At 66.3% G+C, this 22,455-nt stretch carries 5 protein-coding genes; 2 read left to right on the top strand and 3 right to left on the bottom strand.

Annotated features, from left to right (window positions below; all coding sequences use genetic code 11):
* The 3 genes from cyoA to hmpA all read right to left on the bottom strand — a co-directional run bounded on the left by cyoA (nt 1) and on the right by hmpA (nt 3,639).
* The gene (cyoA, locus tag DMX12_RS16725; RefSeq protein ID WP_054890292.1) at nt 1-942 is read right to left on the bottom strand and encodes a ubiquinol oxidase subunit II; all 942 of its coding nucleotides are present in this window, start codon (nt 940-942) and stop codon (nt 1-3) included.
* A 557-nt stretch (nt 943-1,499) separates the two neighbouring features.
* Nucleotides 1,500-2,006 carry a disulfide bond formation protein B gene (locus tag DMX12_RS16720; RefSeq protein WP_009685199.1) on the bottom strand — a complete coding sequence of 169 codons (507 nt, stop codon included), beginning with the start codon at nt 2,004-2,006 and terminating at the stop codon, nt 1,500-1,502.
* A 457-nt stretch (nt 2,007-2,463) separates the two neighbouring features.
* Nucleotides 2,464-3,639: an NO-inducible flavohemoprotein gene (gene hmpA, locus DMX12_RS16715; RefSeq protein ID WP_110678784.1), complete on the bottom strand. Its 1,176-nt coding sequence runs from the start codon at nt 3,637-3,639 to the stop codon at nt 2,464-2,466.
* Nucleotides 3,640-3,792: 153 nt separating this feature from the next.
* Between hmpA and norR the strand changes: the two genes are divergently transcribed.
* Nucleotides 3,793-5,349, top strand: coding sequence for a nitric oxide reductase transcriptional regulator NorR (norR, locus tag DMX12_RS16710; protein WP_110678782.1), 1,557 nt, complete (start codon nt 3,793-3,795; stop codon nt 5,347-5,349).
* Between the two features lie 187 nt (nt 5,350-5,536).
* Nucleotides 5,537-22,417: a BapA/Bap/LapF family large adhesin gene (locus tag DMX12_RS16705; RefSeq protein WP_110678780.1), complete on the top strand. Its 16,881-nt coding sequence runs from the start codon at nt 5,537-5,539 to the stop codon at nt 22,415-22,417.
* Nucleotides 22,418-22,455: the final 38 nt, after the last annotated feature.

Below are 22,455 nucleotides of genomic sequence, written 5' to 3'. Positions count from 1 at the left end.
TTACTCCTCTGCACCGGCAGCTGGTTGCATACTCGATTCCACACCCTTGGTTGTGGCCAGATCTTTGCTGCCAGCTTCTTCGTGGCTACGGCCGCGGTTCATGCCTTCGTACTTGTCTACGATCAGCTGGAACTGCTCTGGCGATGCCTCGCTATACAGCGCGACTGGGTTGTTTTCGCTTGGTTTGGCCAAGGCTTCGTATTCGGCCTTGTCCAGCTTCTTCGGCGACTGCTTGACCTCGGCGACCCACTTGTCGAAGTCTTCCTGGGAAGTGGCAGTAGCCTTGAATTTCATGCCGGTGAAGCCAGCACCGCTGTAGTTGGCGCTGATACCGTCGAATTCGCCGTTTTCGTTGGCGATCAGGTGCAGCTTGGTGGTCATGCCGGCCATGGCGTAGATCTGGCCGCCCAGGCCCGGGATGAAGAACGAGTTCATCACGGCGTCGGAGGTGACGCGGAAGTTGACCGGGGTGTTAGCCGGGAAGACGATCTTGTTGACGGTGGCAATGCCCTGCTCCGGGTAGATGAACAGCCACTTCCAGTCCAGCGCGACCACGTCGATCTGTACCGGCTTGACGTCGGAGTCCAGCGGACGGTACGGATCCAGCTTGTGGGTGGACTTGTAGGTGACGTAACCCAGGGCGATGATGATCAGGATCGGGATGATCCACACCGCGGCCTCGATCTTGGTCGAGTGCGACCAGTCAGGGGTGTAGGTGGCAGCCTTGTTGGAAGCACGGTACTTCCAGGCGAACGCCAGGGTCATGATGATGACGGGCACCACCACCAGCAGCATAAGCCCGGTAGCGATCAGGATCAGGTTCTTTTGCTCAATGCCGACCTGGCCCTTCGGGTCGAGCAGGGTCCAGTTGCACCCACTGAGTAAAAGCATGCCTAAAAAGGGCAATATGCCAAACAGTCTGGGGTAACGCTTTTTACTCATCTCACGACCTCTAGATCAGCTTGCTTCAATGCAATTTGTGTTTTGGTAGCCAACACTTCGTCCTGCCAAGTGAGGCATGTCGCGCCCGTACTCGCTCCTGCCTGGGTCTGACTGCAGGACCTTGGCTCAAGCGGGTTAGCGGTGCTTTTGGTTTCGTAGGCAACAGGCCTGTACTTCAGACCAAGTCCATTTGGTGCGGGAAAACGCGGAGGGGGGTCCGCCCGGTATCGCCGTTGGGCGAAACTTGACGAAGTCAGCAAAAAGAAGCGCTGAGGCTTCCTTCAATCCTGCGACTCGCAAGCAGTGCCGAACGGGAATTGGGGGCGATTGTAGTTAGGTCGCCAACCCTTGACTATGACTTATTGAGCAACAGTCTTTTACAGAATCTGCAACAATGGCGACTGATTATTCAACTTCGCGACAGTTTGTCGCACCCCGCTTGCCAGGCCTCAAAGCCGCACGCTGCAAGGCTTTGAGATTGATCCAGATCAAGCGGGCGGCAACTTTTCCCTGTTCTCGCGGCCTGTAAAAGACCCCATGCAAATCGGGACTTTTGTCTAAGCCTGGCGGCGGTTTCGGTAGATGCCAAGCGGCACCAGCACAGCGGTCAGAACGAAGGCTACCAGCGCCCATTGCGCCAGCGACAAACCGAGGATCGGCGGGTATGGCGTGCTGCAGAAGCCGTCGACCTGGAATGCCAAGGGCCACAGCTTAGCCAGCGGCAGGTCATCGACGATCGGCTGGAGCGTATCGATACCACAACTGACCATCGGGTTGGCGAGTATATACACATGGTTGCCAGCCGCAATCATTCCGCCAATGGCACTGAGCACGACCAGGGCCTCGAAGAACGTCAGGCTACGGCGCCCGGGCATGGCCGCCGCGATGAACGCGAACACAGCAATGAACAGCAGTGCGTAGCGCTGCAGGATGCACAACGGGCACGGCGCCTCGCCCAGTACCACCTGCATGTAGAGCGCGCCGCCGATCAGCGAAATGCAGATCAGGCCCAGCAGCACCAGAAAGCGCCGTTCCCGATTCAGGCGCGATGTTTGTTCGTTCATTACCGGTTCCTTCGATGGAAAGTGGCAGCGTGGTCCGCCTGCCCTGGCGCAAGTCTACACGCTGAGCGGGGCCTGTGAGCGTGCCGAGGAAGCGGCGTGATAGCACTGCGCAGGGCTATCCGGTGTGGCTGAGACCGGCCAGAACGAGGTCGGTTCAACGGCGGGCGGCAAAAAACCACTGCCCGGGCGCCGCGCAGGGGCAAGCCCCTCGACACCCGGGAGTGAAGGATACCGTGATTAAAGGATGATTAAGAATGAAAGCGGCGCTGGTGCTTTCATCTTTCCTTTATATATAGGCAGAAAGGTGTGATGCGTGGCATGCCGCTGGAAATGCATAAGCCTGGACCGGCCCTATCGCCGGCAAGCCGGCTCCCACAGGGAACATTACAAGCCCCAAAACCTGCTCAGTCCCCGTGGGAGCCGGCTTGCCGGCGATAGGGCCGGTACGGCCACTACCTCACTCCAGCGCCGCTGCCGGCCCGAAGAACTCGTAGCGGCTCTGCTGTTCCGGCACGCCCAGGCCCTTGAGCTGGCGCTTGACCGCCGCCATGAAGCCCTTCGGCCCAAGGAAGTACGCATCCACGTCCCGTTCACGCGGCAGCCACTCGGCCAGCAGGTCTTCGCTCAGCACGCCCACGGCATCGGCCGCACCACCATCCGCCTCGGCATAGCAGTAGAAGCGCTTGAGCTGCGGGTGGCGCGCCGCCAGGCCATCGATCCAGTCGCGGAAGGCATGCACCGCACCATTGCGTGCGCAGTGAATGAAATGCACCTGACGCCCGGTGTGCAGGGCGGCCTGCAGCATCGCCAGGGTCGGGGTAATGCCCACACCGCCACTGATCAGTACCAGCGGCTTGGCACTGGCTGCCAGGGTGAAGTCACCTGCTGGCGGGAACAGTTGCAGGGTATCGCCAACCTGCAACTGGTCATGCAGGTAGTTGGACACCTTGCCGCCCGCCTCGCGCTTGACGCTGATGCGGTACTCCTTGCCGTCGCACAACGCCGACAGCGAATAGTTGCGGCGCTGTTCGGCACCGTCGATGTTCAGTTTCAGGCCAATGTACTGCCCGGGCTCGGCCATGAGCACCGGTTTGCCGTCTACAGGGGCGAAGTAGAACGAAACGATTTCGCTGCTTTCCTGTTCGCGGCGCACCAGGCGGAACTCGCGGGTCCCGCGCCAGCCACCTTCGGCCGCTTCCTTTTGCTGGTAAAGGTTTTCTTCGGCACCGATCAGAATGTCGGCCAACTGACCATAGGCAGCGCCCCAAGCCTCGATCACCGCCGGGGTGGGAATGTCCTTGCCCAGCACTTCCTCGATGGCGCGCAGCAGGCAACTGCCGACGATCGGGTAGTGCTCCGGCAGAATCTGCAGGGCGACGTGCTTGTTGATGATCTGCCCGACCAGGCCGCCCAGTTGCTCCAGCTGGTCGATGTGGCGGGCATACATCAGCACGCCGTTGGCCAGCGCGCGCGGCTGGTCGCCACTGGCCTGGTGGGCCTGGTTGAACAGCGGACGCACTTCGGGGTACTCGCTGAGCATCATCTTGTAAAAGTGAGTGGTCAGCGCTTCCCCGCCGCTTTCCAGCAGTGGAACAGTGGCCTTGATGATCGCACGTTGGTCGGCATTGAGCATTGCGGTGACTCCTGGGCCTAGTGCTTCAAATGATGCCTAAGTCATTACACCAATCGTGCCAACTAAAATTTCCAACTAAATCAATCAGTTGAGACTTACCATGTCAAAAAGACCCAGCGAGCGGTATAGTCATAAAGACCTACTGGAGTCCATATGACCACAAAGCCTTTGCTCACCACGTTGCTGCCACTGGTCAGTGACCTGTCCCGCGAACTGCCCGACCAGGAGCGCTACCGCCGCCTGTTGCAGGCCATGCGCAGCCTGCTGCCATGCGATGCCGCCGCGCTGCTGCGCCTGGACGGCGAATGGCTGGTACCGCTGGCCGTGGACGGGCTGAGCCCCGATACCCTCGGCCGGCGGTTCCGGGTGAGCGAACACCCGCGCTTCCAGATCCTGCTCAGCCGCCCCGAGCCCACCCGCTTCGCCAGCGATTCCGAGCTGCCCGACCCCTACGATGGCCTGGTGACCGCCGTCGCGGCCTCGCTCGAAGTTCACGACTGCATGGGCTGCCCGCTGATGGTCGATGAGCGCCCATGGGGCCTGGTCACCCTCGATGCGCTGACCCCGGGGCAGTTCCAGAGCCTGGAGCTGGATGCCCTGCAAGCTTTCGCCAGCCTGGCCGCCGCGACCGTAACCGTGGCCGAGCGTATCCACCACCTGGCCCTGCGTGCCGAAGACGAACACCACCGCGCCGAAATCTACCGCCAGGCCAGTGGCCAGCACCAGGAGCTGATCGGCCAAAGCCCGGCCCACAAACGCCTGGTGGAAGAGATCCGCCTGGTCGGTGGCAGCGACCTGACGGTACTGATCACCGGTGAAACCGGTGTTGGCAAGGAGTTGGTGGCGCAAGCCCTGCACCAGGCCAGTAGCCGCGCCAACCAGCCGCTGGTCAGCCTCAATTGCGCAGCCCTGCCGGACACCCTGGTGGAAAGTGAGCTGTTCGGCCATGTGCGCGGGGCCTTCACCGGCGCGCACGGCGAGCGCCGCGGCAAGTTCGAACTGGCCAACGGCGGAACGCTGTTCCTCGACGAAGTCGGCGAACTGCCGCTGACCGTGCAGGCCAAGCTGCTGCGCGTTTTGCAAAGCGGTCAGTTGCAACGCCTGGGGTCGGACCGCGAGCACCGCGTGGACGTGCGCCTGATCGCCGCCACCAACCGTGACCTGGCGGCCGAAGTGCGCAACGGCAACTTCCGCGCCGACTTCTATCACCGCCTCAGCGTGTACCCGCTGCAGGTACCGCCACTGCGCGAACGTGGGCGTGATGTGCTGCTATTGGCCGGCTACTTCCTCGAACAGAACCGTTCGCGCCTGGGCCTGAACAGCCTGCGCCTGAGCAGTGAGGCCCAGGCCGCGCTGCTGGCGTATGCCTGGCCTGGCAACGTGCGCGAACTGGAACACCTGATCGGCCGTTCAGCGCTCAAGGCGCTGGGCCAACACCCCGACCGGCCACGTATCCTGACCCTTGAGGCCAGCGACCTGGACGTGCGTACAACGGCACCGGCGGCCGCAGCCACGCCCCTCCCTGCCCCGCCGCTGTCGGTAGCCAACCTGCCCGAGGGTGGCCTGCGCGAGGCCGTCGACAGCTACCAGCGCCAGGTGATCGAAGCGTGCCTGCAACGGCATCAGGACAACTGGGCGGCAGCGGCGCGCGAGCTGGGTCTGGACCGTGCCAACCTCAGCCGATTGGCCCGTCGGCTGGGGCTTCGCTGAGGTTTATCTACAAAAGGATTAACCCAGAAAGCCATCTGGTTGCTTCCCGCCTGGCTGCTATATCTCCCTAACCACCCCACTCTCGGCTGCCTGGTCGAGGCTGTGCGTAACACCCCTGCACGGGTCCTGTTACTGCGGTTGTAGCCCGATAACGGGCTGGGGATCCGGACACCAGCAGGGAGCATCCATGGACAACATCGTCGTCGCCGATAAGCAAACTGAAGTCGCCACTCAGAGCGCCTGGGGCAATATCAATCTCAAAGGGCCAGGCGTCGTGCAGATGCCCGTGGCTCCCGATCAGCTGGCCACCGTCACCCAGCGCGGGCAGGACTTGGTCCTCACCCTGAAGTCCGGGGAAAAAATCACCATCGGCAATTTCTTCGCAGTGGACCAGGCCGGTGTCGGCAGCGACATTGTCTTCGTTGGCGAGGACGGCACCCTGTGGCACGCCCAGTACAATGCGGCGGCATTCGAGGGCTTCACCTTCGAAGACGTAAACTCCCTGGATGAGCTGGTTGCAGGCCTGGGTACCGCTGGCAGCGCCATGCCCACCTGGGCGATTGCCGGGCTCAGCCTGCTCGGTGCCGGCGGTGCGGCGGCGGCGGCCGGCAGCGGGGGTGGCGGTGGCGGGGGTGGCGCCGACCCGGACACCACCCCACCGGCCACGCCCATCGACCTGTTGGTATCGCCCGATGGCCTGCGTCTGAACGGCCGCGCCGAAGCCGGCTCGACGGTAACCGTACGCGGGGCCGACGGCGCAGTGCTGGGCACTGCCGTAGCCGGCGCCGACGGCCAGTTCAGCATCACCCTGCAACCTGCGCAAACCGATGGTCAGGCTCTGGAGGTCAGTGCCAGCGACGCCGCCGGCAATGTTTCACCGCCGGCCAGCATCAACGCGCCAGATATCGACACGCCCGACACCACGGCCCCTGACCAGCCGAGTGACCTGGCCCTTGCCAATGGCGTTACCCTCAGCGGTCGCGGCGAGCCGGGTGCCACCGTGCAGGTGCGCGATACTGCCGGTAACCTGATTGGCAGCGGCGTGGTCAACGCCGACGGCACTTTCAGCCTCACGCTTTCCCCCGCACAAGCCAACGGTGAAGCCCTGGACATACGCCAGGTAGATGCCGCCGGCAACAGCTCGACACCCTTGGTGTTCACAGCCCCGGATATCACCGCCCCGGCTGCACCGAGCGCACTGGTGGTCAGCCAGGACGGTACGGTACTCACTGGCCGTGCCGAACCCGGCAGCACCGTACGTATCCTCGCCGCCGACGGCAGCCAGCTGGGCACCGCAGTGGTCGGCGCCACGGGCGTATTCAGCATTACCCTCAGCCCGGCGCAAGTGGATGGCCAAACACTGCAAGCCACGGCCACCGACGCAGCTGGCAACACCTCTACCGCCAGTTCGGTGACCGCGCCGAGCGTCGACGGCGGCGACACCACCCCACCGCAAGCACCCAGCGACCTGGCCATCGGCCTGGCCGGCAGCCAGCTCAGCGGCCGTGGCGAAGCCGGCAGCACCGTGCAGGTGCGTGATGCCGCAGGCACGGTCATCGCGACCGGCACCGTCGGCGCGGATGGCACCTTCGCCATTAGCCTGGACCCGGCCGTCAAGGATGGCAGCACCCTGCAAGTCACCCTCACCGACGCTGCCGGCAACGTGTCGCAGCCAGGCGCAGTGACGTCGCCCGACCTGCTGCCACCGGCACAGCCCACCGACCTGGCACTGGCGGACGGGGTGACCTTCACCGGCCGCGGCGAACCGGGGGCCACCGTACAGGTGCGCGACGCTGCCGGTAACCTGCTCGGCTCGGCGGTGGTCAACCAGGACGGAACGTTCAGCCTCAGCCTGTCCCCTGCCCAGGCCAACGGTGAAGCGCTTGACGTACGCCTGGTCGACGCCGCCGGCAACAGCTCGACGCCCCTGCAATTCAACGCCCCGGACATTACTGCGCCGGATGCCGTCAGCGATATCCTGGTCGGTGCGGGCGGCACCCGCCTCAGTGGCCATGGTGAAGCCGGGGCTTCTGTGGAAGTGCGGGATGCCGACGGCAACCTGCTGGGTCGTGCCGTGGTCACGGCCAACGGCACCTTCCTGATCGACCTCGACCCGGCCGTGCAACCCGGCGACCAGCTGACCCTGCTGCAAGTGGACCCCAGCGGCAATGCTTCGGTGGCCGTCGAGTACGATGTACCGCTCACCACTGCCCCGGCCAGCCCCAGCGGGCTGGCCATCGATGCAGATGGCACTACCCTCACGGGCAGCGCCCCTGCCGGCAGCCGAGTGGAAGTACGCGATGCCAGCGGCACGCTGATTGGCAGCGCCGTAGCCAACGCCGACGGCAGCTTCAGCATCGAGCTCACCCCTGCCCAGGCCAACGGCGAACTGCTGAACGTACTGGCCCTCGATGCCGAGGGCGTGTCCTCCGTGCCCACCCAGATCACCGCGCCCGATATCACGGCACCCGCGGCACCTGCCGAACTGGCCGTCAGTGCCGACGGCAGCGTGATCACCGGCCGCGCCGAACCCGGCAGCACCGTGCGCATCGTGGCTGCCGATGGTACCGAGCTGGGCAGCGCCGTGGTCGGCCCGACCGGGGTGTTCAGCATCGAGCTGGCCCCACCACAAACCGACGGTGAAGTGCTGCAAGCCACCGCCACCGATGCGGCGGGCAACACCTCAGCCACCAGCGCGGTGACCGCGCCGGACCTCGATGGGGTCGATACCACGCCACCAGCAGCGCCGACCGACCTGGCCATAGCGCTGGCCGGTAGCCAGCTGAGCGGGCGTGGCGAACCGGGCGCCAGCGTGCAAGTCCGTGATGCGGCCGGGAATATCCTGGCCACCGGCAGCGTAGGTGCCGACGGCAGCTTCACCATCACCCTGGACCCGCCGGTGAACGACGGCAGTGCCCTGCAAGTGACCCTGGCCGATGCTGCCGGCAACCAGTCGCACCCCGGCTCGGTCACCTCACCCGACCTGCAGCCACCTGCGCCGCCAACCGAATTGGCCCTGCTTGGTGGGGTCACTTTCAATGGCCGCGGCGAGCCCGGCGCCACCGTGCAGGTGCGCGACGCGGCTGGCACCCTTATCGGCAGCGGCGTGGTCGGTGCGGACGGGGCGTTCAGCCTGTCCTTGTCACCTGCCCAGGCCAATGGCGAGGCCCTGGATGTGCGCTTGGTCGATGCTGCTGGCAACAGCTCGATACCGCTGGAATTCACCGCACCCGACACCACGCCACCGGCTGCCGTAAGCAACATCGTGGTCGGCGCCGACGGCCTGGCGCTGAGTGGGCGTGGTGAAGCCGGCGCCACCGTTGAAGTGCGAGATGCCGACGGCACCGTGATCGGCAGCGGCGTGGTCAGCGCTAACGGTACCTTCCTGATCGATCTCGAACCGGCCGTGCAGCCCGGCGCGCAACTGAGCCTGGTGCAGACCGACCCGAGTGGCAATGCCTCCGAGGCCTTGGAGTTCGCAGTGCCGACCACGCCTGCGCCCGCCAGCCCCAGCGACCTGGTGGTTGCCGAAGATGGCAGCAGCATCAGCGGCACCGCGCCGGCCGGCACCCGCGTGGAGGTCCATGATGCCAATGGCACGCTGCTTGGCAGTGGGGTTGCAGGCGACGATGGCAGCTTCACCGTCACCCTCGACCCCGCCCAGGCCAATGGCGAACTGCTGGACGTGGTGGCCATCGATGGCAGCGGTGCTTCGTCCCTGCCAGCCCAGATCTCAGCACCGGACATCACCCCACCGGTCACCCCCAGCGAGCTGGTGATCAGCGCCGACGGCAGCGTGCTCACCGGCCGCGCCGAAGCCGGCAGCACCGTACGCGTGCTGGCGGCCGACGGCACCGCGGTGCTTGGCACCGCGGTAGTCGGTGCCACCGGCAGCTTCAGCATCACCCTCGACCCCGCCCAGGTAAACGGCGAGGTGCTGCAAGTTACCGCTACCGATAATGCCGGCAACGCTTCTGCGGCCGGCACCGTCACCGCCCCAGACATTGACGGTGGCGACAACACCGCACCGCTGGCACCCACAGACCTGGTGATCGGCCTGGCCGGCGGCCAGCTGAGCGGTCGCGGCGAACCCGGCACCCGCGTGGAGGTGCGTGACGCCCAAGGTAACGTGCTGGCCAACGGCACGGTCAACCCGGATGGCAGCTTCGTCCTCACCCTGAGCCCAGCCGTCAACGACGGCAGCGCCCTGCAAGTGACCCTGACCGACGCTGCCGGCAACGTTTCGCAACCTGGCACGGTCACCGCACCGGACCTGCAGGCCCCGTCCCAGCCGACCGACCTGGCCCTGGCCGATGGCGTCACCTTCACTGGCCGTGGCGAACCTGGCGCCACCGTGCAGGTGCGCAATGCGAATGGCACCGTGATCGGCAGCGGCGTGGTCGGTGCAGACGGGGCGTTCAGCCTGTCCTTGTCACCTGCCCAGGCCAATGGCGAAGCCCTGGATGTACGCCTGGTCGATGCTGCCGGCAACAGCTCGATACCGCTGGCATTCACCGCACCCGACACCACGCCACCGGCGGCTGTGGGCGACATCGTGGTCGGCGCCGATGGCCTGGCGTTGAGTGGGCGTGGCGAAGCCGGCGCCACCGTTGAAGTGCGCAATGCCGACGGCACCGTGATCGGCAGCGGCGTGGTCGCTGCCAATGGCGTTTTCCTGATCGACCTGAATCCTGGCGCGCAGCCCGGTGCTCAGTTGAGCCTGGTGCAAACCGACCCGAGCGGTAATACCTCCGAAGCGCTGCAGTTCGAGGTGCCGGTCACCCCTGCCCCTGCCAGCCCGAGCGACCTGATAGTCGCCGAAGATGGCAGCAGCATCAGCGGCGCCGCGCCGACCGGCAGCCGCGTGGAGGTCTACGGCGCCGACGGAACGCTGGTTGGCAGTGTGCAGGTTGGCCAGGACGGCACCTTCACGGTCATTCTCAACCCGGCCCAGGCCAATGGCGAACTGCTGGAGGTGGTGGCCATCGATGGCAGCGGTGCTTCGTCCCTTCCAGCCCAGGTCTCCGCACCGGACATCACCCCACCGGTCACCCCCAGCGAGCTGGTAATCAGCGCCGACGGCAGCGTGGTCACCGGCCGCGCAGAAGTCGGCAGCACCGTACGGGTGCTGGCGGCCGATGGCACCACGGTGCTTGGCACCGCGGTAGTCGGTGCCACCGGCAGCTTCAGCATTACCCTGGACCCCGCCCAGTTGAACGGCGAGGTGCTGCAAGTTACCGCTACCGATGCCGCCGGCAATGCTTCTACGGCCGGCACGGTCACCGCACCAGACATTGACGGTGGCGACAACACGCCACCGGAAGCCGCCACCAACCTGCTCGTCGGCCTGGCCGGTGCCCAGCTCAGCGGCCGCGGTGAAGCCGGTGCCAGCGTGCAAGTGCGCGACGCCCAAGGCAACGTGCTGGCAAACGGCACGGTCAACCCGGATGGCAGCTTCACCCTGGCCCTGGAACCTGCAGTCAAGGACGGCAGCACCTTGCAAGTGGTGCTGACCGACGCCGCCGGCAATGCCTCCGCCCCTGCGTCGGTGGTAACACCGGACCTGCAGGCCCCGGCCCAGCCGACCGGCCTGGCGCTGGTCGACGGCGTCACCCTCAGCGGTAGCGGCGAGCCAGGCGCCAGCGTGCAGGTGCGCGATGCCGCGGGCACCCTGCTGGGCAGCGCTCAGGTCAACGACGACGGCACGTTCAGCGTGACCCTGACCCCAGCACAGGCCAACGGCGAAGTGCTGGACATTCGCCTGGTGGATGCTGCCGGCAACATTTCCTCGCCACTGCAGTACCAGGCGCCAGACACCACTGCCCCGGCGCAGGTCAGCAATATCGTGGTCGGCGCCGATGGCCTGGCCTTGAGCGGGCGTGGCGAAGCCGGCGCGACCGTGCAGGTGCGCGACGCCAACGGCACCCTGATCGGCAGCGGCGTGGTGACCGCCAACGGTACCTTCCAGCTCGACCTGGACCCGGCCGCGTTGCCGGGTGAACGCCTGAGCCTGGTCCAGACCGACCCGAGCGGCAACGCCTCGCTGGCGCTGGACTATGACGTGCCGCTGGTAACCGTACCGCTCAGCCCAAGCGACCTGGTGGTCGCTGAAGACGGTACCAGCGTCAGTGGCTCGGCACCCGTGGGCAGCCGCGTGGAAGTGCATGATGCCGAGGGTGCGCTGATCGGTAGCGTGGTGGTCGGCGCTGAAGGCACCTTCACCGTGGTCCTCAACCCGGCCCAGGCCAATGGCCAACTGCTGGATGTGGTAGCCATCGACAACAACGGCACTTCGTCGCTGCCGGTACAGGTCAGCGCACCAGACATCACGCCACCGGTGGCGCCTGGCGAACTGGCCATTACCGCCGACGGTACCGCCGTCAGCGGCCGTGCCGAACCTGGCAGCACCGTGCGCGTGCTGGCGGCCGATGGCAGCACCGTACTTGGCACTGTGGTGGTGGGCGCCAGTGGTGCGTTTGAAATCACCCTTAGCCCTGCCCAGGTGGCGGGCGAACAGTTGCAAGTGGTTGCCACCGACGCAGCCGGCAATGCCTCGCAGGCCGGCACCCTTACCGCACCGGTCATCGACAACGGCGGCGACACCACGCCACCAGAGCCTGCCACCAACCTGGCGATCAGCAATGACGGCCGCACCGTGTCCGGCCGCGGCGAAGCCGGCACCACCGTAGAGGTACGCAACGACCAAGGCCAACTGCTGGCCAGCGGCACCGTGCAGCAGGACGGCAGTTTCAACGTTACCCTGCCCACCCCGGTGGTGGATGGCTCGTCATTGCAAGTGACCTTGACCGATGCTGCTGGCAACGTGTCCAGCCCAAGCCCGCTGACCGCACCGGATCAGGTGGCGCCACTGCAACCCACCGACCTGGCGCTGGTCGATGGCGTCAGCCTGACCGGCAATGCCGAGGCCGGTGCCCGGGTAGAGGTACGCGACGCTGCTGGCAACGTGATCGGCAGTACCCTCGCCGAAGCGGATGGCAGTTTCAGCCTCACCCTCGACCCGGCGCAGGCCAATGGCGAAACCGTCAGCGTGCGGGTGACCGACGCCGCAGGCAACACCTCGCTGCCGTTGAGCTACGTAACCCCGGACATCACCCCGCCCGGCATTATCAGCAATGTGGTGCTGGGTGCTGGCAGCCTGGTCGTTTCCGGCCGCGGTGAAGCGGGTGCCACGGTAGAAATCCGGGATGGCAATGGCAACGTGATCGGCACCGGGGTGGTCGCAGCGAATGGCACCTTCCTGATCGACCTCGACAGCCCACTGGCCGCAGGCGACGCCATTGCCTTGCAACAGACCGATGCCGCCGGCAACCCTTCGGTTGCCCTGACGGTCACCGTACCGGCCATTGCCGTGCCGGACAGCCCGACGGGGCTGGTGGTAGCTGCCGATGGCAGCGCCATCAGTGGTACGGCCCCGGCTGGCAGCCTGGTGGAAGTGCGGGATGCCCAAGGCGGTGTGCTGGGTAGCGTGCAAGTCGGCAACGACGGCAGCTTCAACATCCCCCTCAGCCCTGCCCAGGCGAACGGCGAGCTGCTGGATGTGGTAGCCATCGACGCGGATGGCAACAGCTCACTGCCGACCCAGATCAGCGCACCGGACATCACCCCGCCCAACGAGGCCACCGAGTTGCAACTGAGCAACGATGGCAGCGTATTGACCGGCCGTGGCGAACCCGGCACCCGCGTGCAGGTGGTGGACGCCCAGGGCAATGTACTGGGCAATGCCCAGGTTGGCGCCGATGGCGTGATCAGCGTGGTCCTGAACCCGGCGCAAACCGATGGCCAGGAGCTGGACGTGGTGCTGCGTGACGCCGCTGGCAACAGCTCGACCGCCACCGTCATCGCACCTGACCTGGATGGCCCGCTGCAACCGTCGGCGCTGGCCATCGACAGCGCCGGCATCCACCTCACCGGCCAGGGCCAGAGCGGCTCGTTGGTCACCGTGCGCGATGCCGACGGCAATGTACTGGGGACCGCTACCGTGGGCGGGGACGGGCGCTTCGACGTCACCCTCAACGCACCGCAGCGCAATGGCGAAAGCCTGACCGTGGAAGCCACCGACAGCCAAGGCAACAGTGCCGGGCCAGTGGACTTCACAGCACCAGACAGTACCCCGCCGCAAGCAGTGACCAACCCGGCCATCGATGGCGACGGCGTCACAGTCACCGGCAACGGTGAACCGGGTGCGACCGTGACCGTACGCGGGCCGGACGGCAGCGTACTGGGCAGCATCGTGGTAGGCGCCAGTGGTGCGTTCGAAATCAGCCTCGATACCCCGCAAACCAACGGTCAGGCCCTGACCGTCGAGCAGCGCGACGCCAGTGGCAACCTGTCGACCGCGGTCGATCTGTCGGCACCGGATACCCAGGCCCCCGACACACCCACCGGCCTGGTACTGGCGGGTGACGGTGGCAGCCTGAGCGGTAGCGGCGAGCCGGGGGCGCAGGTAACCGTGACCGGCGCCGGCGGCGCCGTGCTGGGCACTGCCACCGTACAAACGGACGGCAGCTTCCAGGTGACCATCGACCCACCGCAGCTCAATGGCCAGACCTTGGCCGTCACCCAGGCGGACGCGACCGGCAATACCTCCACCGCCGGCAGCGTCACCGCGCCGGACCTGGAAGCCCCGGTAGCCGCTGAAAGCCTAGGCATCAATGGCACGGGCACGGCACTCACCGGCCAGGCCGAACCAGGCAGTACCGTGCAGGTGCGCAACGGCGCTGGCGACCTGCTGGGCTCCGCGCAGGTGGAAGAGGACGGCAGCTTCAGCGTGCCCCTGGCCCCCGCCCAGACCAACGGCGAAACCGTGTCGGTGGTAGTGGTCGATGCTGGCGGCAACACGTCGCCATCCGTGGCGTTCACTGCCGACGACAGCACCGCACCGCAAGCACCGGGTGGCCTGACCATAAGCGCGGGCGGCGACACCGTTCAGGGTACGGGCGAAGCAGGCAGCACCGTCGAGGTACGCAACGCCGCCGGCGACCTGCTGGGCAGCGTGGTGGTGCCGGTTGGCGGCAGCTTCATTGTCGCGGTCAGCCCGGCCCAGCTCGATGGCCAGGCGCTGCAGGTGACCTTGACCGATGTGGCGGGCAATGTCTCCGACAGCACCCCGATCACTGCACCCGACCTCACCCCGCCGGCCTTGCCCACCGGGGTGGTGGTCAGCGAAGACGGCAGCACGGTCAGCGGCAATGCACCGGGCGCTGATACCGTGACGGTGCGTGACGGCGCAGGCGTGGAAACCACGGTTGAAGTGAACCCCGACGGCAGCTTCAACGTGCCACTGCCAACCCCGCAGAACAACGGCGAAAGCGTGACCGTGATCGTCACCGACCCGGCGGGCAACAGCTCGGCACCGGTTACCGTTACCGCACCCGACACCACCGACCCGGAACCTGCCAGCGGCGTGACTGTGAGCCCCGACGGCAGCAGCGTTGGCGGCACTGCAGAGCCGGGCAGCATCGTGGTCATCCGTAACCCGGACAACAGTGACCGCGGCACCACCACCGCAGGGCCGGATGGTACCTTCGTGGTGCCGGTCGACCCGCCGCTGGCCGCTGGCGAAGAGGTCAGCGTGGTGGTCATCGACCCGGCCGGCAACGAATCCGACGGTGTGACCCTGACTGGTCCGACCGGCAGCGAAGTGGCCACCCCGGCGGACCTGGCCATCAGCGCCGACGGCTTCGTGCTGACGGGTACCGGTACCGTGGGTGCGTTGATCACCGTGACATCCGCCGGTACCACGCTGGGCACCGCGACGGTGGGCAGCGATGGTGTCTTCCGGGTGTTCTTCAGCAACGCTCAGCTCAATGCACAGACCTTGCAGGTCAGCGCACGGATAGGCACCGACGGCCAGCCATCGGTACCGGCCACCGTGGTCGCCAACGATACCACTGCACCCGAAGCCCCGAGCGCCACCATCGACCGCACTGGCAGCACGCTGACCGGCCAAGGCGAAGTGGGCGCCAACGTGCGGGTCACCGACGCCCAGGGCAATGTGCTGGGTAGCGGCGTGGTCGGCAGCAATGGCCTGTACAGCATCACTCTGTCGCCGGCGGCCGCCAACGGCCAGAACCTGATCGTCACCCAGGCCGATGCTGCGGGTAACGTGTCGCTGGCCGCCAGCCTGCAGGCACCTGACCTACAGGCCCCTGCCGCCGCCAGCAACCTCAGCCTGAACGCCGCCGCCACCGTGGTCAGCGGCCAGGGCGAAGCCGGTGCCAGTGTCACTGTGCGCGATGCCAGTGGCGCCATTCTGGCTACCGGCACCGTCAACCAAAGCGGCCAGTTCCAGATCACCCTGCCCAGCACGCAAGTCAACGGCAGCCCGCTGCAGGTCACCCTCGGTGATGCCGCAGGCAACGTATCTGGCCCCGCCAGCCTGGCCACCCCGGATCGCACGCCACCTGCCGCCATCGCCGACCCGCTGCTCAGTGCCGACGGCAGGCAGCTTTCCGGTAGCGGTGAAGTGGGCGCTACGGTACAGGTCAGCAATGCCGCCGGGACCGTGCTGGGTAGCGCCACGGTGGGCGCCGATGGACGCTTCACCGTGACGTTCGATACGCCGCAAAACAGCGGCCAGGTCATTGGTGTGACGCAAGTGGACGCCGCCGGCAATACCTCGCCAGCGGTGAACGTGGCCACGCCAGACCTGACCCCGCCTGCACCGCTGACCAATGTGGTGCTGAACAACAACGGCCTGACCCTCAGTGGCCTGGGCGAAGCCGGCGCCAGCGTGACCGTGCGCGGGCCTGACGGCACCATCATCGGCACCGGCCTGGTCGCGGCCAACGGCAGCTTCAGCCTGACCTTGACCACTGCCCAGCTCAACGCCCAGCAACTGAGCGTGACCCAGACCGATGCGGGCAACAACACCTCCAGCGCGGTGGCAGTGACCGCACCCGACTTCACCCCGCCAGCAGCACCCACGGCATTGGCCCTGTCGGCGACGGGGCTGCAACTGACCGGCAACGCCGAAGCCGGCAGCACAGTGACCGTGCGCGATGCCGGCGGCAGCGTGCTGGGCAGCGTGGTGGCCAGCAGCAACGGCACTTTCCAGGTCACGCTGAACAGTGCCCAGACCAATGGCCAGAACCTGCAGGTAACTGCCACCGACGCGGCGGGCAATGTATCGCCAGCGGCGCCGTACACGGCCGCCGATACCACGCCGCCCACGGCGGTCAGTAACCTGGCGGTGTCTGCCGATGGCGCGACCCTTACCGGCCAGGGCGAAGCTGGTGCGACGGTCACCGTACGCGCCCCGGACGCGACCATATTGGGTACCGCAACCGTGGCCGCCGATGGCAGCTTCAGCGTGGCCTTGTCGCCTGCGGCGCTCACCGGTGAACGCCTGGGCGTTGTGCAAACCGATGCCGCGCAGAACGCCTCGCCTGAGCAAAACGTGACTGCGCCGGGCATTCTGGCCCCCGCCACGCCAGACAACCTGGTGCTGGCAGCAGACGGTCTATCGGTCACCGGCACCGCCACGGCGGGCAGCACGGTCACTGTTTACGGCCCCAACGGCGCGGTGCTGGGCAGCAGCCCGGTCGCCAACGACGGCACCTTCACCGTCAACCTGGGCAGTGCCCAGGCCAATGGCGAAGTGCTGCATGTGAGCGCAATGGCCAGCGATGGCAGCCTGTCGCTGCCGGCCACCTTGCAGGCGCCGGACACTACGGCGCCACAACCGCTCAGCAACCTGGTGCTGTCCAGCGACGGCCTGGTCCTGACCGGGCGCGGCGAACCAGGCGCCACCGTTACCGTGGTCGGTGAAGGCGGTATCGACCTGGGCACGACAGTGGTCGATGCCAGCGGCAACTTCAGCGCCACCCTGGGCAGCGTCCAACTCAACGGCGAACAGCTCAGCGCCAGCCAGGCCGATGCGGCCGGCAACGAGTCCAACAGCGTCAGCATCACCGCCCCCGACCGCGTGGCACCGGATGCCGCTGCAGACCTGGCATTCGCCGGTGGCGGCAGCCTGCTCAACGGTAGCGGCGAAGCCGGTGCCAGCGTGCGGGTACTGGCTGCCGATGGCAGTGTGCTGGGCACGGCAGTGGTACGCGCCGACGGCAGCTTCCAGGTCGTGCTCGCCTCGCCGCAAGCCGATGGCCAGCTACTACAGGTGCTACTGACCGACGCGGCCGGCAACCAGTCGGCCGCCAGCACCATCACTGCGCCAGACACCACGCCACCTGCGGCGCCGAGCGAGCTGGCGGTTTCCGGCGATGGTGTCACCCTGACTGGCCGCGGTGAAGTCGGCGCCGAGGTGACCGTGACCGACCCGAGCGGCGCCCCGATCGGCAGCGCCATCGTCGATGCCAGCGGGCACTTCACCATTACCCTGAACCCGGCACTGGGCAACGCCGAGTTGCTCAGCTTCACCCAGGCCGACGCCGCCGGGAACGTGTCGCCAGCAGCGACCCTGCAGACCCCGGACTTCACCCCACCTGCCCCGCTCACCCAGGTGGTGATCAACGCCGACGGCAGTGTGGTCACTGGCTTGGGCGAGGCCGGCGCCACCGTGATCGTGAGCAACGCCGCCGGTACCGTACTGGGAACCGGTACGGTGCTGGCCGACGGCAGCTTCAGCGTCGCGTTGTCGCCTGCCCAGATCGACAACCAGGTGCTGTCGGTACTGCAGGCCGATCCGCCCGGCAACGTCAGCGCGCCCGTCAGCGTGCAGGCACCGGACTTCACACCGCCCGCTGCTGCTACCGAGTTGCGGCTCAATGCGGCGGGCGATGTGTTGACCGGGGTTGGCGAAGCGGGTACCACAGTGCGCGTCTATGTGGGTACAACGCAAATTGGCACCACCACGGTCGCTGCCGACGGCACCTTCAGCGTCGGCCTGGACACCGCCCAGCTCAATGGCCAGCAGGTGCAGGTAACCCTGACCGACGCCAGTGACAACGTGTCGCCGATCAGTACCGTCACGGCAGTCGACGTAACGCCGCCGGCCATCGTCATTGCCAGCATCAACGACAGCGGTACCCAGTTGATCGGCACCGCCGAGGCCGGTACCCGGGTCACGGTGATAAACAACAACGGTGACCTGCTAGGCCAGGTGACGGTCGACCTGGATGGCACCTTCGTCCTCGGTTTGAGCCAGCCTCAAATCAACGGCGAAACGCTGACCATCATTGCCCAGGACGCCACCGGCAACCCGTCGGCACCCCTGGAGCTGAGCGCCCCCGACCTGACCGCACCGGTGCAGCCAAGCGACCTGCTGCTCAACCCGGCCGGTACGTCGATGACCGGCACTGCTGAGGCCGGCACGCAGATCACCGTGCGTGGCCCGGACAACACCCTCGTGGGCCAGGTGGAGGTCGGTGCCGACGGGCGCTTCACCGTGCCCATCAGCCCGGCGCAGAACAATGGCCAGTTGCTCAGCGTGGTGTCTACCGATGACGCCGGCAACGTCTCGGTTGCTGCGCCCTACCAGGCCAACGACACCTCGCCACCTGACCTGGTGACCAACCTGGCAATCAACAACACCTTCAACGTGCTCACTGGCAAGGGCGAGGTCAATGCCACGGTCACCGTCAGCCTGGGCGGCAGCGTGATAGGCACTGGCACGGTAGACGGCGCGGGCAACTTCCAGATCAACCTGACACCGGCGGCAGGCTCGCTGGCAACGCTGGCCATCACCCAGTCCGACGGCATCAATACCTCGGCGGTGGCGACCTATGTCACACCGCTGGTGGCTCCGCCAGTACCGCCGACCAACGTGACGCTGGGCAGCGACGGCCTAACCTTGTCGGGTAACGCGCCCAGCGGCGTAGGCATCCGTGTGTACGATGCCGCAGGCAACGTGATCGGTACCGGCGGCGCGACATTGAACGGCACTTTCACGTTGACGCTCGACTCGGCGCAACTCAACGGCGAGTACCTGCAGGTCACCGCCGTGGCCCTGGTGGGCGGCGAGTCGCAGCCAACCTTATTGCAGGCAGCCGATACCACCGCACCAGCCGACCCACTGGTGACCAGCCTGTCGACCAACGGCCTGGTGCTGAGCGGTACCGGCGAGGCCGGTGCCACGGTGACCGTGCGCGATGCCGGTGGCAACGTGCTCGGCAGCGCCGTGGTCAATGGCGGTGGCGTGTACACCGTCAACCTCAACGCCGCGCAGCTCAATGGCCAGGTTTTGGCGGTGAGCCAGGCCGACGTTGCGGGCAATACGTCCGGCAGCACCCGCTACACCGCTGCCGACCTGCAACCGCCTGCGCTACCGACCAATGTCACCATCAACGGCGCAGGTACCGTGGTGACCGGTAATGGTGAAGCTGGCGCCACCGTCACCGTGCAAGGCGCCAACGGACCGGTGGGCAGTGCAGTGGTGCAAGCCGACGGCACCTTCAGCGTCACTTTGACCACGCCTCAGAACGACGGGCAATTGCTGGTGGTGCGCCAGGCGGACGCTGCGGGCAACCTGTCCAGCAGCGTCAACCTCAACGCCCCGGACACCACCCCGCCGGCGGCGCCGCTGGCCACCATCAATACCAACGGCACAATGGTCAGTGGCTCTGGCCAGGTTGGCAGCACGGTTACCGTGCGCAACAGTGCCGGGACCGTGCTGGGTACGGCAACCGTGGGCAGCACCGGCCTGTTCGTGGTCAGCCTGAATGCCGCGCAGATCGACAACCAGGCACTGAGCGTCACCCTCACCGACAGTGCTGGCAATGTGTCTACCGGTACCACGCTGACCGCCCCGGACCTGACCCCACCTGCTGCGGCCGCCAACCTGGCGATCAGTGCCGACGGCAGCACCCTGACCGGTACCGGTGAAGTGGGCGCCACGGTGACCGTGCGCAGCGCCAGCGGCACCGTGCTGCAAACCGCCACCGTGCAAGCCGATGGCAGCTTTACCGTGACCCTGAGCCCCCCTCAGGACAACGGGCAGGTGCTTGCGGTGACACTGAGCGACCCACGCGGCAACGTGTCGGGCAACGCCAGCATCACTGCGCCGGATGTGGATGCCAACGCCCCTGTCATCGCCAGCGATAACCTGGCCACCGCGACGGTCGACCTGGCCGCGGTCACCGCCAGCAGGACCTACACCGACAGCTTCACCACCCTGTTGGCAGGGTTCACCAAGACCTACACCTGGACGGTAGCCGCCGGCACCACGGCCGACCCCACGCTGACCCTGACCACCAGCAGCGCACTGGCCCTGCTGGACAACACCACCTTCACCCTGCAGGTGAAGAATGCCAGCGGAACCTGGGTCACGCTGGCCACCGGTAACAGCCAGGGCTTGCTGGACCTGATCCTGTTGCCGTTGGGCCAAGGCCTGCGAGTCGACATCGGGGTGCTGCAGGCGGGCGATTACCGCCTGACGGTGGGCAGCGGCGGCATTGGTCTGATCACCAATGTCAGCACCTCGCTGGATATCACCTCCACCAGCCTGACCGAGTTCACCGGTACTGGCACAGCCACCTCTGGCAACGTCATCACCGACGTGGGCACCGATGGCGTGGTGGATGCGCGGGGCCCGGACAGCGCCGCGGTGCTGCAGGTGCTCAAAGGGGGCAGCTACGTCTCGGCCGGCAGTGCCACCACGGTGCAAGGCCTGTACGGCACGCTGGTGATTCGCGGCGACGGCAGCTACACCTACACGCCAAACGGCAGCCCCGCCAGCGTCGGCAAAGTGGATGTGTTCAGCTACCAGCTGGTGCACCCCAACGGTCTGTCCGACAGCGCCAATTTGTATGTGCGCATCGATAGCCCACAAGCCACGGAAGTCTGGAGCGACAGTAACTACGCGGCGCCAGCCACGGTACTTGACGCAGTCAACGACGTAGGCTTCAGCAACCTCACCCTGGCCAACCGGGTAGACACCAGCAGCAGTACGCTGGGCTCGTTGACCCTGCCGCTGATCGGCAGCCGCCAGGCCACTTACACCACTACAGTGGCTGCCGATACCACGGCTAACCTGCAAGTGGTACTCAATTCCGCCAACCTGCTGAGCCTGCTCAACGGCACCACCCTTGAACTGCTCAAGCTCAACCCGGCCACGGGCCAGTACGTGCTGGTGCAATCGGTAGGCGGTGGCTCGTTGATCAGCCTGTTGGGCGGGGGCGCTGGGTATACCTTCCAGAACCAGGGCGCAGGCACCTACCACGTGCGGGTGACCGCTGGCGGCATTGGCCTGGCCAGCTCGATCACCACCAGTGTCAATGCCACCACCACGCACCTGAACGAGTTCGTGGTCAGTGGCGCTACGGCGGCCACCGGCAACCTGCTGGCGGACGATACCCTGGGTTCGGCACTGACCGTGCTGAGCGTAATGACCGCAGCCAACACCTACACCATACCCGGCTACAACGGGGTGAGCGTGGCGGGCACCTATGGCACCTTGCTGGTGCAGGCCGATGGCAGCTACACCTACACCCTCAACTCGGGGGTCAGCGCCGCAGCGGTCGGCCAGCACGATACCTTCACCTACGAGCTGACCCACCCTAACGGCAGTACCGACACGGCAACGTTGACCATCAACCTGGACAATGCCGCTGGCCTGGTCAGCACCACGTCGCTGCTGGCCGACAGCGGTGAAGAGGCAGTCGCCCTGGCCAGTGTCGCCGCTGTCAGCGATGTGGTTGCTGGCAGCGACGGCAACGACCACCTGGTGGGCAGCCAGGGCGGGCACATCACGCTTGAAGGTGGTGCCGGTGACGACACCCTGGTGATCGTCGACCAGAACTTCGCCAGCGTCGACGGTGGCACGGGTACCGACACCCTGCAATGGGGTGGCGGCGATGTCAGCATCGACCTAGGCAACCTGGTCGGCCGCGTGCACGGCATCGAGGCCATCGACCTCAACGACACCAGCGCGGTGGCCCTGACACTCAACCTGGCCGACGTGGTGGCCATCACCGAAACCGGCACCGACACGTTGATCATCAAGGGCGACAACCATGACTCGGTGCACATGACTGACAACTGGAACCTGGTCGGCAACCAGACCGCCGACGGGATCGACTATAACCAATACACGGCCCAGGAGGACCCGAGCCACCACCTGTGGGTACAGAACGGCATTCACGTCGTCTGAGGCCGCGGCAAACCCGCCGGGCAAACGCCCGGCGGCAT

It is taken from the genome of Pseudomonas sp. MB-090624 (genome assembly GCF_003205245.1).
In the GTDB taxonomy this organism is placed as follows: domain Bacteria; phylum Pseudomonadota; class Gammaproteobacteria; order Pseudomonadales; family Pseudomonadaceae; genus Aquipseudomonas; species Aquipseudomonas juntendi.
Note: the sequence above shows the minus strand (reverse complement) of the source record. Positions and strands in the feature narration are given on the sequence as shown.